This window comes from Salinibacterium sp. ZJ70 (assembly GCF_011751865.2).
Taxonomy (GTDB): domain Bacteria; phylum Actinomycetota; class Actinomycetes; order Actinomycetales; family Microbacteriaceae; genus Homoserinibacter.
In genome coordinates, this window is the sequence record NZ_CP061770.1 from 342,732 (window position 1) to 355,577 (window position 12,846).

Annotated in this window: 14 protein-coding genes; 12 read left to right on the forward strand and 2 right to left on the reverse strand. The window is 70.4% G+C overall.

What is annotated here, in order from left to right; translation table 11 throughout:
* Position 1 precedes the first annotated feature (1 nt).
* The gene (locus tag HCR12_RS01655; RefSeq protein WP_166868821.1) at positions 2-1,924 is read right to left on the reverse strand and encodes an acyltransferase family protein; all 1,923 of its coding nucleotides are present in this window, start codon (positions 1,922-1,924) and stop codon (positions 2-4) included.
* 33 nt (positions 1,925-1,957) lie between these two features.
* Between HCR12_RS01655 and truA the strand changes: the two genes are divergently transcribed.
* From truA to HCR12_RS01680, 5 genes are all read left to right on the forward strand, one after another.
* On the forward strand, positions 1,958-2,866 hold the full coding sequence (gene truA, locus HCR12_RS01660) for a tRNA pseudouridine(38-40) synthase TruA (protein WP_224763581.1): 909 nt from the start codon (positions 1,958-1,960) through the stop codon (positions 2,864-2,866).
* Positions 2,867-2,989: 123 nt separating this feature from the next.
* Positions 2,990-3,436, forward strand: coding sequence for a 50S ribosomal protein L13 (gene rplM / locus HCR12_RS01665; RefSeq protein ID WP_166868823.1), 447 nt, complete (start codon positions 2,990-2,992; stop codon positions 3,434-3,436).
* A 29-nt stretch (positions 3,437-3,465) separates the two neighbouring features.
* Positions 3,466-3,954, forward strand: a complete 489-nt coding sequence (rpsI, locus tag HCR12_RS01670; RefSeq protein WP_166868825.1) for a 30S ribosomal protein S9 — start codon at positions 3,466-3,468, stop codon at positions 3,952-3,954.
* A 24-nt stretch (positions 3,955-3,978) separates the two neighbouring features.
* Positions 3,979-5,346, forward strand: coding sequence for a phosphoglucosamine mutase (gene glmM / locus HCR12_RS01675; RefSeq protein WP_166868827.1), 1,368 nt, complete (start codon positions 3,979-3,981; stop codon positions 5,344-5,346).
* A 21-nt stretch (positions 5,347-5,367) separates the two neighbouring features.
* Entirely contained in the window at positions 5,368-5,808 is a 441-nt protein-coding gene (locus HCR12_RS01680) for a nitroreductase family deazaflavin-dependent oxidoreductase (RefSeq protein WP_166868829.1), read from the forward strand.
* Positions 5,809-5,829: 21 nt separating this feature from the next.
* Here the strand turns inward: HCR12_RS01680 and coaA are convergent, their stop codons facing one another.
* Positions 5,830-6,777, reverse strand: a complete 948-nt coding sequence (gene coaA, locus HCR12_RS01685) for a type I pantothenate kinase (RefSeq protein ID WP_166868831.1) — start codon at positions 6,775-6,777, stop codon at positions 5,830-5,832.
* Between the two features lie 88 nt (positions 6,778-6,865).
* On the opposite strand from coaA, the gene glmS reads away from it, so the two are divergent.
* Genes glmS through tsaD form a run of 7 tightly spaced genes read left to right on the forward strand, consistent with a single transcriptional unit; the run spans position 6,866 to position 12,824 of the window.
* Entirely contained in the window at positions 6,866-8,716 is a 1,851-nt protein-coding gene (gene glmS, locus HCR12_RS01690) for a glutamine--fructose-6-phosphate transaminase (isomerizing) (RefSeq protein WP_166868833.1), read from the forward strand.
* A gap of 3 nt (positions 8,717-8,719) precedes the next feature.
* Positions 8,720-9,076: a holo-ACP synthase gene (locus HCR12_RS01695; protein ID WP_166868835.1), complete on the forward strand. Its 357-nt coding sequence runs from the start codon at positions 8,720-8,722 to the stop codon at positions 9,074-9,076.
* Complete coding sequence (alr, locus tag HCR12_RS01700; protein ID WP_166868838.1) at positions 9,073-10,182, forward strand: alanine racemase; 1,110 nt, start codon at positions 9,073-9,075, stop codon at positions 10,180-10,182. Before HCR12_RS01695 ends, alr begins: the two co-directional genes overlap by 4 nt.
* Complete coding sequence (gene tsaE / locus HCR12_RS01705; protein ID WP_166868840.1) at positions 10,179-10,652, forward strand: tRNA (adenosine(37)-N6)-threonylcarbamoyltransferase complex ATPase subunit type 1 TsaE; 474 nt, start codon at positions 10,179-10,181, stop codon at positions 10,650-10,652. The genes alr and tsaE overlap by 4 nt, the downstream gene beginning before the upstream one ends.
* Positions 10,653-10,684: 32 nt before the next feature.
* The gene (tsaB, locus tag HCR12_RS01710; protein ID WP_166868842.1) at positions 10,685-11,299 is read left to right on the forward strand and encodes a tRNA (adenosine(37)-N6)-threonylcarbamoyltransferase complex dimerization subunit type 1 TsaB; all 615 of its coding nucleotides are present in this window, start codon (positions 10,685-10,687) and stop codon (positions 11,297-11,299) included.
* Complete coding sequence (rimI, locus tag HCR12_RS01715) at positions 11,299-11,766, forward strand: ribosomal protein S18-alanine N-acetyltransferase (RefSeq protein ID WP_166868845.1); 468 nt, start codon at positions 11,299-11,301, stop codon at positions 11,764-11,766. The genes tsaB and rimI overlap by 1 nt, the downstream gene beginning before the upstream one ends.
* A complete protein-coding gene (gene tsaD, locus HCR12_RS01720; protein ID WP_166868847.1) occupies positions 11,763-12,824 on the forward strand; it encodes a tRNA (adenosine(37)-N6)-threonylcarbamoyltransferase complex transferase subunit TsaD in 1,062 nt (353 codons plus the stop codon). Before rimI ends, tsaD begins: the two co-directional genes overlap by 4 nt.
* Positions 12,825-12,846 lie beyond the last annotated feature (22 nt).

The following is a 12,846-nucleotide window of genomic DNA, read 5'->3' on the forward strand; positions in this document are numbered from 1 at the left end:
CTCAGACGACGCGCGGGAGCGACTCGTCGGCCGCATCGTCCCGCAACGGCGGGAGCGCCGCGAGTCGCTGCAGTGCTTCGCGGATCGCCGCAGTGTAGATGCGCGCGCCCACAGGACCGAAGTGCACCTGGTCGCGCGCGAGCTCGCCGAGGTGCGGCTGCACGGCCGTGTGCCAGTCCGCGAGCTCCACGTTGCGGTACTGCCAGGCGAACGACGCGAGCTTCTCGTTGACGCCGGGGATCCACCCGCGGGGCGCTTGGGCCGTCACGACCACGAGCTCCCGCTGGGGCCCGATGATCGAGCGCAGCTCCTCGAGGGTCGCCTCGCTGACCGAACCGTTCGTGCCGAGACTCACGATCACGACCTTTCGCAGCGCACCCGCGTCGCGCAGCGACTGCAGGATCTCCGGCGCGGAGGACATCTGGCGGGAGACCGCGGCGTCGATGGCGATGCCGGGGAGCGCCGCCTGGAGCTCGGTGACGGCTGCGAGCATCACGGAGTCGCCGATGGCGGTGATCTGATCGCCCTGCAGGGCGGCGGGCGTGCCTGCCTCAGCGGGTGCAGTGCCGCCCTCGCGATCCTGGGTGCCGGCGGCGGGCGTCGGTGTGGGCGTCTGCGCGAGCGCATCCTGGCCCGCCCGGATGTAGTCCTCGACATCCGAGGTCTCGCGCTGCGTGACGACGGCGGCGGCTGTTCCGGCGACGCCTGCGACCACGAGCACGAGGGCTGTGGCGCTCGCGATCGCGGCGCGGGAGCCCCGGCGCCAGCCAGCCGCCCACGTGCGACCCGTGGCGCGGAAGCCCGCATGGCGCAGAGGGGTCTCGATGTAGCGGAAGCTGAGCGCCGCGAGCGCGATCGTCACGACGACCACGGACGCACCGAGGGCGACGCTGAGGCTCGGCGACGATGTCCAGGTGGGCAGCACGGCGGCGGCGAGCACGTAGAGGGGCCAATGCCAGAGGTAGATGCCGTAGCTGCGCACCCCGATCCACCGCACGGGTGCCCACTCCAGCGCGCGAGCGAACCGCGAGCCCGGAACGAGGAGCGCGCAGATGACGACCGCGGTGAGCACCGCGACGAGCGCGAGACCGCCGCGGTAGGTCCAGTCGGCTTCGCCGGGCATGGTCGTAGCGAGCACCGCCAACCCCACTCCCGCCGCAGCGCCGAGCACGCCGAGCGTGGAACGGGCGCCCCGCGACCATTCGAGCTCGCGCTCCGACCACCACTGCGTCAGCATCGCCACGAGCGCCCCGAGCGTGAGGCCGAAGGCGTGCGTGCCGGTGCCGTAGTAGACAGCCGTCATCTCCCCGGGCACCAGGAGCACGCCCATCGCGATCGCCGACGCGGCGGTGACGACGGCGAGGAGCCCGATCCCCATCCGGCGGGAGAGCCGCACGATGACGGCGAGGACGATGAGCGGCCACAGCAGGTAGAACTGCTCCTCGACGGCGAGCGACCACAGGTTGCGGAACAGCTCGGGGTTTCCGTGCGCGAAGTAGTCGGAGCCGGTGGCCATGAAGTACCAGTTGCTCGAGAAGGTCATCGCCGCGATGAGCTGCCCCCCGAGTCCGACGAGCACGTCGCCGCCGATCAGCGCTGCGAGACTCGAGCACACGAGCAGGAGCACCACGAGGGCGGGCAGGAGGCGCCGTGCGCGACGCTGCCAGAAGGCGCCGAGCGCGATCCGCCCGGTGCGGCCGCGCTCGAGCAGAAGCAGCCGGGTGATGATGAATCCGGACACGACGAAGAACACGTCGACTCCGAGGAATCCGCCGATCAGCAGGCCGGGGAACAGGTGGAAGATGACGACCACCACCACGGCGAATGCGCGCACGCCATCGAGACCGGCCACGCGGCGGGCGGACGGCTGCAGGCTCGAGGAGGGGGCGGCTCGAGCGGGATTCGGCTGGTCGGGAGCGGTCATGTCTGGCTTCGCCTGACAGCCTAAGCTCGGATCGTGAGCATTCCGGGAGAGGGCCGCCGGATCCGGCTGGATATCGCCTACGACGGCACCGGATTCACAGGCTGGGCGAAGCAGCCGGACCACCGCACCGTGCAGGGCACCCTCGAGGATGCGCTCGCGACACTGTTCGCGCGCCACGGTGAGCCGCCGCGCATCACGGTCGCGGGCCGCACGGATGTGGGCGTGCATGCGATCGGACAGGTCGCTCACGTCGATCTCTCGGCCGAGCAGCTCGGTCAGCTGGCGCACCGCCCTCGGGGGCGCGGTGCGGGTGCAGCGGGAGCCGCATCTCTCGCTCGACGACTCAACGGCATCGTGGGGCAGTCAGCCGACGTGCAGGTGCTGGCGGCAGCCGAGGCGCCCGAGGGTTTCGACGCGCGCTTCTCGGCGCTCTGGCGTCGCTACGAGTACCGGATCGCGGATGCGGCAGCGCTGCGCGACCCGCGTGCGCGTCACTTCACGCACTGGCATCCGGCGGAGCTCGACGTGCAGGCGATGGACGATGCCGCTCGCTCGCTCCTCGGCTTGCACGACTTCGCCGCGTACTGCCGCCCCCGCGAAGGCTCGACGACCATCCGCACGCTGCAGGACTTCGGCTGGACGCGTGCCGCGGACGGCGTGCTCGTCGCGACGGTGCGCGCGGATGCCTTCTGCCACTCGATGGTGCGAGCGCTCGTCGGCGCCTGCGTCGCCGCGGGGGAGGGAAGGTTCGCCCCCGAACGTGCCGCCGGCATCCGCGACGAGGCGAAGCGCGGCAGCGAGTTCATCGTGATGCCGGCGCGCGGGCTCACGCTCATGGAGGTCGGCTACCCGGCAGATGAGGAGCTCGCGGCGCGGGCGGAGCAGACGCGCGCCCGCAGGAGCCCGCTCGCAGGTTTGCCAGATGATGCCGTGGTCGACTAGCCTGTAAAGGTTGTCTGTGCGCCGCACAGCGACCAGTTGGGCCCTCCACCGCTGGGTTCCCGTCACGGGAACGCACACCGGAGTGGGATTCACGAACACTACCGACCAGAAAGCAGTCATTTCATGACGCGTACGTTCAGCCCCAAGCCGGCGGACATCAAGCGCGAGTGGGTCGTCATCGACGCCACCGATGTCGTGCTCGGCCGCCTCGCCACGCACGCCGCCGCGCTCCTCCGCGGTAAGCACAAGCCGACCTTCGCTCCCCACATGGACATGGGCGACTTCGTCATCATCGTGAACGCCGAGAAGGTGGCGCTCACGGGTGCGAAGCTCGAGCAGAAGAAGGCCTACCGCCACTCGGGCTACCCGGGCGGCCTCACCGCCACCAGCTACGCCGAACTCCTCGAGAAGCACCCCACCCGCGCCGTCGAGAAGGCGATCCGCGGAATGCTCCCGAAGAACTCGCTGGGCCGCGCCCAGATCAAGAAGCTGAAGGTGTACGCAGGTGCCGCGCACCCGCACGCCGCGCAGCAGCCGACGCCGTACACGCTCACCCAGGTCGCGCAGTAAGCGCCCCCGAGATTCCAAGGACATCACTGATGGCGAAGATCGAAGAAACCGTGTCGGACGAGGTTCTCACCTCCTTCTCGACCGAAACCCCGGCTGAGGAGGCGCCCCGCGCCCCCCGCGCCGTCCTCAACGTCTCCGGCGCGGCTGTCGGCCGTCGCAAGGAGGCCATTGCCCAGGTACGCCTCGTTCCTGGCTCGGGATCGTTCCTCGTGAACGGCCGCGGCCTCGAGGAGTACTTCCCGAACAAGCTGCACCAGCAGCTCATCAACGACCCGTTCAAGGTGCTCGACCTGCTCGGCGCCTACGACGTCAAGGCCAAGATCACCGGCGGCGGCCCCTCGGGCCAGGCCGGCGCTCTGCGCCTCGCGATCGCGCGTGCGCTCAACGAGATCGACCGCGAGAACAACCGCCCGTCCCTCAAGAAGGCCGGCTTCCTCTCGCGTGACGCTCGCGTCATCGAGCGCAAGAAGGCGGGTCTCAAGAAGGCCCGTAAGGCGTCGCAGTTCTCGAAGCGCTAAGCCGCTTCACTCTGGGGTTCGCGCATGCCGCGTCTTTTCGGCACGGACGGGGTCCGGGGGCTGGCCAACGGTGATGTCATCACCGCTGAGCTGGCCCTCGGCCTCGCCCAGGCCGCAGCACTCGTTCTCACACGGGGTCGCCACGCCGAAGCAGTCCGCGGCGAAGGGCGTCGCCCCCGCGCCGTCATCGCGCGCGACCCCCGTGTCTCCGGGGAGTTCATCTCGGCCGCCGTCGCGGCTGGACTCGCCAGTTCCGGCATCGACGTGCTCGATGCCGGAGTCATCCCCACCCCCGCCGCCGCGTTCCTCGTGGGCGACATCGACGCCGACTTCGGCGTGATGGTCTCCGCCTCGCACAATCCGGCCCCGGACAACGGGATCAAGTTCTTCGCACTCGGCGGCGTCAAGCTGCCCGACGATGTCGAGGACCGCATCGAGCAGGCGCTCGACGTCCCGAACCTCGCACCCACCGGTGCCGGCGTCGGCCGCATCCGCCGTTTCGCGGATGCCGAGGACCGCTACCTCCTCCACCTGCTGGGCACGCTCGATGTGCGTCTCGACGGCATCCACGTCGTCCTCGATTGCGCTCACGGCGCCGCGGCAGGTGTCTCGCCTCAGGTGTTCGCTGATGCGGGCGCCAAGGTGACCGTCATCGGCGCCGAGCCCGACGGCCTCAACATCAACGAGGGCGTCGGATCGACGCACCTCGAGAAGCTGCAGGATGTGGTGCGCCTCACGGGCGCACACCTGGGCATCGCCCATGACGGCGACGCCGACCGCTGCCTTGCCGTCGACGCCGACGGCAACGTCATCGACGGCGACCAGATCATGGCGATCCTCGCCGTCTCGCTCAAGCGCCGCGGCCTTCTCGCTCACAACACGCTCGCGGTCACGACGATGAGCAACCTCGGCCTGCGTGTGGCGATGGCCGAGCACGGCATCGAGATCGTCGAGACGGGTGTCGGAGACCGCTACGTGCTCGAGGCGATGGCGGAGAAGGGCCTCACGCTCGGCGGCGAGCAGTCGGGCCACATCATCTTCAGCAAGCACGCGACGACGGGCGACGGCATCCTCACGGGACTGCAGATCGCCGCCGAGATGGCACGCACCGGATCTTCGCTCGCGGAGCTCGCCGCGGTCATGACCGTCTATCCGCAGGTGCTGGTGAATGTGCGAGGTGTCGATCACCACGCGCTCGCCGGCGACGAGGTCATCGCGGAGGCCGTCCGGGTGCATTCGGAGGAGCTCGGCGACACGGGACGCGTTCTGCTGCGTCCGTCGGGCACGGAGCCCCTCGTTCGCGTCATGGTCGAGGCGCAGGATGTCGCCGAGGCTCAGCGCATCGCCGACGACCTCGCGGGAATCGTCCGCGCGCGTCTCGCGTTGTCCTGAGGGACACGAGGGGAGGGGCACATGCCTCTGACGGGAGAATACGCACCGAGCACGTCCGAGTGGGCGCGCACGCAGGCTGAGCTGGTCGAGTCGACGGGTGGCGCCGAGGGCACGGAGCTGCACGGCAGGCCCGTGATCGTGCTCACGTCGGTCGGTGCGAAGAGCGGCAAGCTCCGCAAGACGGCGCTCATGCGCGTCGAGCATGATGGCGCGTACGCGGTCGTCGCGTCGCAGGGTGGCGCCCCGTCGCATCCGGCCTGGTTCCACAACCTCGTCGCTCACCCTCATGTCGAGCTGCAGGATGGGCCGGTGAAGCGGGACTATGTCGCTCGCGAGGTCACGGGCGAAGAGAAGGCGCTCTGGTGGGCACGGGCGACCGCCGTGTGGCCCGCCTACGACGACTACCAGGCGAAGACGGAGCGTCAGATCCCCGTGTTCGTCCTCGAACCCGTCGCCGACTGAGGGCACGGAGCGCGCAGCCCATCACACCTTGCGGATGAGCACCTTCGACACGGTGTGATCCGCGGCCTTGCGCAGCACGAGCGACGCGCGGGCGCGAGTCGGTGCGATGTTCTGCTCGAGGTTGGGGCCGTTGATCTCGGTCCAGAACTGGCGCGCACGCGCGACAGCCTCCTCCTCGCTGAGGCTCGCGAAGCGGTGGAAGTAGGAGTGGGGATCCGCGAACGCACCGCGCTGCAGGCGCAGGAAGCGCTCGATGTACCACTCCTCGATGTCGACGGTGCGCGCATCCACGTACACCGTGAAGTCGAACAGGTCGCTCACCGCGAGGCGCGTGCCGGGTGCGGCAGGCTGCAGGACGTTGAGCCCTTCGACGATGAGGATGTCGGGCCGGCGGACCACGATCTCCGCATCCGGAACGATGTCGTACACGAGGTGCGAGTAGACGGGCGCCCGCACCTCTTCGACGCCGCTCTTCACCTGCGTGACGAAGCGCAGCAGCGCGCGCCGGTCGTAGCTCTCGGGGAAGCCCTTGCGCGCCATGAGACCACGGCGCTCGAGCTCGGCGTTCGGGTAGAGGAAGCCGTCGGTCGTCACCAGCTCGACGCGCGGGGTGTCCTCCCAGCGGGCGAGGAGCTCTCGCAGCAGGCGGGCGGTCGTCGACTTGCCGACGGCGACGGATCCCGCGACGCCGATGACGAACGGTGTGACGGGCGACTCCTGGCCGAGGAACGCGCGCGTCGACCGGTGCAGGTGGCGGGCGCCCGCCGCATACAGATTGAGCAGGCGGCTGAGGGGGATGTAGACCTCCTCGACCTCGCGCTCGTCGAGCGCTTCGCCGAGGCCGCGCAGCCGCACGAGCTCGGCTGCCGTCATCGGGTTGGCCGCTGCCGGAGCGAGGGCGGCCCAGTCGGCACGTTCGACCTCGAGGAACGGGGTCGCCGTGTGGGGACGGTCGGCGTGCTCGGACATCGCCTTCGAGCGTAGCCGGAGTGCGACGCCTGCTCGGCACGGGGCTGGCTCAGGTTTCACCGATGCGCAACTGGGTAGGATCGACCCCATGTGCGGAATTGTGGGATACGTCGGTCCGGGAAGCAGCCTGGAGGTGCTTCTCGGCGGCCTCAAGCGGCTCGAGTACCGCGGGTACGACTCGGCAGGCGTCGCTGTGCTGGATGAAGCTGGCGCCATCGGCACCCGCAAGCGCGCAGGCAAGCTCGGCGTTCTCGTCGAGGATCTCGCAGAGGCCCCGCTGGCGGATGGTCGCACGGGCATCGGTCACACCCGCTGGGCGACGCACGGCGGCCCCAACGACGCCAACGCGCACCCGCATCTGGGTGATGACGGCCGCCTCGCGCTCATCCACAACGGCATCATCGAGAACTTCAGCGAGCTGAAGGCCGAGCTCGAGGCCGAGGGTGAGGTGTTCGAGAGCGAGACCGACACCGAGGTCGCGGCGATCCTCGTGGGCCGCGCCTACCGCGAGACCGGCGACCTCACGGAGGCGATGCGTCTGGTTGTGAACCGCCTCGACGGTGCATTCACCCTCCTCGCCATGCACGAGGACGCCCCCGGCGTCGTCGTCGGCGCACGCCGCAGCTCTCCGCTCGTGATCGGGCTCGGCGAGGGCGAGAACTTCCTCGGCTCGGATGTCGCCGCATTCGTGGAGTTCACGCACCGTGCGATGGAGATCGGCGAGGACCAGATCGTCACGATCCGTCCGGATTCGGTCGAGGTCATCGACTTCACCGGCGCTCCCGCCGAGGCCAAGGAGTTCGAGGTCGCATGGGATGCCTCCGCCGCCGAGAAGGGCGGCTGGCCGAGCTTCATGAAGAAGGAGATCGCGGAGGAGCCTGACGCGGTCGCCAACACGCTGCGCGGCCGAGTGAGCGATGGCGCGATCACCCTCACCGAGCTCGACGGCGTCGCCGACATGCTCTCGGGCATCGACCGTGTGCTCATCCTCGCGTGCGGCACGGCGGCCTACGCCGGCCAGTCGGGCAAGTACGCGATCGAGGCGTGGGCGCGCATCCCCGTGGATGTCGAGCTCGCGCACGAATTCCGCTACCGCGACCCGGTGCTGAACGAGCGCACGCTCGTGGTGTCGGTGAGCCAGTCGGGCGAGACGATGGACACGCTCATGGCGGTCCGCTACGCCCGTCAGCAGGGTGCCCGCACGCTGTCGATCTGCAACACGCAGGGTGCGACGATTCCGCGCGAGTCGGACGCCGTGCTCTACACGCACGCGGGCCCCGAGGTCGCGGTCGCATCCACGAAGGCGTTCGTCGCCCAGGTGACGGCGCTCTACCTGCTGGGCCTGCACCTCGCGACGCTGCGCGGCACGCTGACCGCCGAGCAGATCGCGGAGCAGATCGACGAGCTCGAGGCCGCCCCCGCCAAGATCCGTCAGGTCGTCGAGACCGCGTCGCCGCGTATCGCGGAGCTCGCCCACTGGATGAGCGACACCCAGTCGGTGCTGTTCCTCGGTCGCCACGTGGGCTACCCGGTGGCGCTCGAGGGCGCCCTCAAGCTCAAGGAGCTCGCGTACATCCACGCGGAGGGCTTCGCGGCGGGCGAGCTCAAGCACGGTCCGATCGCGCTCATCGAGCCCGGCCAGATCGTCTTCGTGGTGGTGCCGAGCCCACGCGATCCGCTGTCGCTGCACAAGAAGGTCGTCTCCAACATCCAGGAGATCCGCGCCCGCGGCGCGCGCGTCATCGCGATCGCCGAGCTCGGGGACGTCGCGGTCGTGCCGTTCGCCGACGAGGTGGTGCGCATCCCGCTCGCGTCGCGCTTCGTGGAGCCGCTGCTCGCGGTCGTCCCGCTGCACATCTTCGGCATGGAGCTCGCTCTGGCGAAGGGCCTCGACGTGGATCAGCCGCGCAACCTCGCCAAGTCGGTGACGGTCGAGTAAGCCGTGATCGTCGGGCTCGGTGTCGACGTGGTCGAACTAGCCCGGTTCGAGCGCGCCGTGGCGCGGACCCCGCGACTCAAGGAGCGCTTGTTCGCTGAGAGCGAACGCGGCCTTCCGCTGCGGTCCCTCGCCGGCCGTTTCGCCGCCAAAGAGGCGCTCATCAAAGCCCTCGGAGGCGATGAAGGCCTGCGCTGGCTCGACATCGTCATCCGGCCCGCCGCGTCCGGCAACCCGGGGTTCGTCATCGACGGGCGCCTCGCGGAGGTGCTCGCGACGCGCGAGATCGATGCGCTCCACGTCTCCATGAGCCACGATGGGGGCGTCGCAGTCGCGACGGTCATCGCCGAGAGGAACGGATGAACGCACCCCTGCGCGAGGCGCGCATCGACCTCGACGCGCTTGCGGCGAACCTCGCCGTCGTGCGGCGGGAGGTCGCGCCCGCCGGTGTCATGGCGGTCGTGAAAGCCGACGCGTACGGGCACGGGATGCTTCTCTCTGCGCAGGCCCTCGCGGAAGCAGGTGCTGATTGGCTCGGCGTCGCCGACGTCGCGGAGGCGCTCGCCCTGCGAGAGGCAGGGCACACCCTGCCGGTGCTCGCCTGGCTGCATGATGCGCCCGCGGATTACCGCGCGGCCATCGAGCAGGACGTCGACGTCGCCGTCAGCTCCGTGGCGCAGCTCGACCAGGCAGTCGATGCGCGCTCAGGCGGCCGCATCGCGCACGTGCACCTCAAGTTCGACACCGGGCTCAGCCGCAACGGCATCGCGCCGAGCGATGCGGAAGCCGCCATCGCGCACGCGGCGCGACTGGAGCGGGCCGGGTTCATCCGCGTCCGCGGGCTCATGAGCCACCTCTCCGGAACCTCGATCGCCGACGACGTCGCCCAGCGCGACGCCTTCGCCCAGCGCATCGCCCTCGCTGAGGATGCCGGGCTCACCCCCGAGGTCGCGCACCTGTCGTCGAGTCTCGGCGCGGTCACCATGCCCGATGCGCGCTTCTCCCTCGTGCGCGCCGGCATCGCGCTCTACGGCCTCTCGCCCGACCCGAGCGTCGACGCGGTCGCTCTCGGTCTGCGGCCCGTGATGGAGCTCACGACGCGCGTCGCCGCCGTGCGCCGCGTGCCGCAGGGTGCGGGCGTCTCCTATGGATACACCCACCGCACGGAGGCCGAGACGACCCTCGCGCTCGTGCCGCTCGGCTACGCCGACGGCGTGCCGCGCAGCGCATCCGGCCGCGCGAGCGTCGCGATCGGCGGCGTGCGCTACCCGCAGGTGGGACGCATCGCCATGGACCAGTTCCTGGTGGATGTGGGCGACGCCGAGGTGCGCCCGGGCGACGAGGTCGTGCTGTGGGGCGACCCCGCGACGGGTGCTCCGAGCGTCGACGACTGGGCGGACGCCGCGGGCACCATCGGCTACGAGATCGTGACACGCGTCGGACCGCGCGTGCAGCGGGTGGCACGATGACCGCTTCCGTGGACCTCGTCATCGAGGATGCGGAGGCGATGGAGGCGCTCGGCGCTCGTGTCGCATCCGTTGTCCGCCGTGGGGACGTCGTGATGCTCAACGGCGAGCTCGGAGCGGGCAAGACGACCTTCACGCGCGGTTTCGGCGCCGCGCTCGGTGCCCGCGGGGCCGTCACGAGTCCGACGTTCGTGCTCGCGCGCACGCACCCCACCGAGTTCGGTGTGCCGCTCGTGCACGTCGACGCCTACCGGCTGGGATCCGCGGCCGAGGTCGACGACCTCGATCTCGACTTCGACGGATCGATCACGGTCGTCGAGTGGGGCGCCGGCAAGCTCGACGGCGCGATCGACGCATGGATCGAGATCGACATCGTGCGCCCTATCGGCGGCGACCCCGAAGCGGACGACGCGCCGCGCCATGTGTGCATCACGGCGCACGGCGACCGCTGGCACGGCATCCCGCTCGGATGATCCGTTCGGCCGCGGCGACGTAGGCTGGTGCGGTGATTCTCGCGATCGACACCTCGACGGGGACGAGTGTCGCCATCGTCGACCGTGCGGGGTCCGGCGTCGTGCGCACGAGCTCCGACACCCGCGGTCATGCGGAGCGCATCGGCACGTTCATCGCGGAGGTGCTCGCGGAGTCGGGTGTGCGGCCGTCCGAGCTGGACGCTGTCGCCGTGGGTATGGGCCCCGGGCCCTTCACAGGTCTTCGCGTCGGCATCGCAGCGGCTCGCACGTTCGCTTTCGGTGCCGGCATCCCGCTTCTCACGGTCGTGTCGCACGATGCCGTCGCGTTCGGCGAGCAGGATCCGGTGCTCGTCGTCACGGATGCGCGTCGCCGCGAGCTCGCGTTCTCGACGTACGCGGCGCCCGGCTCCGACGGCCTCCCGAACCGCACCGCGGGCCCGGAGCTCTCGCCAGCAGCCGAGATCGAGAGCACCGTGACCGGCTACGCGGGTTACCGTCGCATCGACGCGACGACGATCGACCCGGCGTCTCTCGGGCGCCTCGCTCTCGCGCGACTCGATGCGGGAGCGCCCGACGGCCCGCACGAGCCGGTCTACCTGCGCGCCCCCGATGTGACCCTCTCCGCACCGAAGCGGGTGAGCCAGTGATGTCGGATTCGGTTTCCTGGCACCTGCGCGGGGCGACCATCGCCGACCTCGACGCGATCGACGCGATCGAGCGCGTGACCTTCCCGACGGACGCCTGGAGCCGTGAGGCGATCGCCTCCGAGCTCTCAGGCCCGCACGGTCACTATCTCGCCGCTGTCGACGACCACGGCGAGATCATCGGCTACGCCGGACTCCTCGCGCCGCGGGGAAGCGGCCAGGGCGACATCCAGACGATCGCCGTCGTCGAGGCGCACCGGCGCCGGGGGATCGGTGCCGCACTGCTCGATGCGCTGCTCGCCGAGGCCGAGGCGCGTGAGGCACACGAGCTCTTCCTCGAGGTGCGCGCAGACAACCCGAACGCCGAAGCGCTCTACGCGACGCGCGGATTCCAGCGCATCGCCATCCGCCCGAACTACTACCAGCCCGACGGCGTCGACGCCGTCATCATGAAGGCGGTGCGCGCATGAGCGGGGCCCTCGTGCTCGGGATCGAGACGAGCTGCGACGAGACCGGCATTGGCATCGTGCGCGGCACCGAGCTGCTCGCGAACGTCATCGCAAGCTCCATGGACGAGCACGCCCGCTACGGCGGTGTCGTGCCCGAGATCGCGGCGCGCGCGCACCTCGAGGCGATGACCCCCGCCATCCAGGAGGCGCTGCGCACCGCGGATGTCGAGCTCGCCGATCTCGACGCGATCGCCGTGACGAGCGGGCCGGGGCTCGCGGGTGCCCTCATGGTGGGAGTCGGGGCCGCGAAGGCGCTCGCGCTCGCTCTCGACAAGCCGCTCTACGCCGTCAACCATCTCGTCGGCCACGTGGGCGCGGATGTCCTCAATCACGAACCGCTCGTCGGCGACGGCGAGCTGGAGCTCCCGACGATCGCCCTGCTCGTCTCGGGCGGGCACACATCGCTCCTGCTCGTCCGCGATCTCGTCTCGGATGTCGAGCTGCTGGGCGAGACCATCGACGACGCCGCAGGCGAGGCGTTCGACAAGGTCGCCCGGCTGCTCGGCATGCCCTACCCCGGAGGCCCGCACATCGACCGCGCCGCCGACCAGGGCGACGACTCAGCGATCCGCTTCCCGCGCGGCCTCACCGCGCCCAAGGATCTCGAGCGGCACCGGTACGACTTCTCGTTCTCGGGCCTCAAGACCGCGGTCGCGCGCCACGTCGAGGCGGCACGTGAGGCGGGGGGCGAGCTGCCCGTGAACGACATCGCGGCGAGCTTCCGCGAGGCCGTCGTCGACGTGCTGCTCACGAAGGCGCTCGCCGCGTGCGCGGATCTCGGCGTGCCGCGACTGCTGCTCGGGGGCGGCGTCATCGCCAACCGGCGTCTGCGCGAAGCGGCGATCGAACGCTGTGCGGCCGCGGGTGTCGGCCTCCGCATCCCGCCGCTCAGCCTCTGCACCGACAACGGCGCCATGATCGCGGCGCTCGCCGCGCAGCTCATCGCGGCCGGGCGCGAGCCGTCGACACTCGACTTCGGGGCGGACTCCACCCTCCCGGTCACCCAGATCCAGGCCTGAGCAGTTGCCCCGCCCCTCCGCG

Bases quoted from the DNA above. Each gene is read 5' to 3' on its own strand.
- HCR12_RS01655 (WP_166868821.1), bottom strand. From the start codon at position 1,924: ATGACCGCTCCCGACCAGCCGAATCCCGCTCGAGCCGCCCCCTCCTCG.
- rplM (WP_166868823.1), top strand. From the start codon at position 2,990: ATGACGCGTACGTTCAGCCCCAAGCCGGCGGACATCAAGCGCGAGTGG.
- rpsI (WP_166868825.1), top strand. From the start codon at position 3,466: ATGGCGAAGATCGAAGAAACCGTGTCGGACGAGGTTCTCACCTCCTTC.
- glmM (WP_166868827.1), top strand. From the start codon at position 3,979: ATGCCGCGTCTTTTCGGCACGGACGGGGTCCGGGGGCTGGCCAACGGT.
- HCR12_RS01680 (WP_166868829.1), top strand. From the start codon at position 5,368: ATGCCTCTGACGGGAGAATACGCACCGAGCACGTCCGAGTGGGCGCGC.
- coaA (WP_166868831.1), bottom strand. From the start codon at position 6,777: ATGTCCGAGCACGCCGACCGTCCCCACACGGCGACCCCGTTCCTCGAG.
- glmS (WP_166868833.1), top strand. From the start codon at position 6,866: ATGTGCGGAATTGTGGGATACGTCGGTCCGGGAAGCAGCCTGGAGGTG.
- alr (WP_166868838.1), top strand. From the start codon at position 9,073: ATGAACGCACCCCTGCGCGAGGCGCGCATCGACCTCGACGCGCTTGCG.
- tsaE (WP_166868840.1), top strand. From the start codon at position 10,179: ATGACCGCTTCCGTGGACCTCGTCATCGAGGATGCGGAGGCGATGGAG.
- rimI (WP_166868845.1), top strand. From the start codon at position 11,299: ATGTCGGATTCGGTTTCCTGGCACCTGCGCGGGGCGACCATCGCCGAC.
- tsaD (WP_166868847.1), top strand. From the start codon at position 11,763: ATGAGCGGGGCCCTCGTGCTCGGGATCGAGACGAGCTGCGACGAGACC.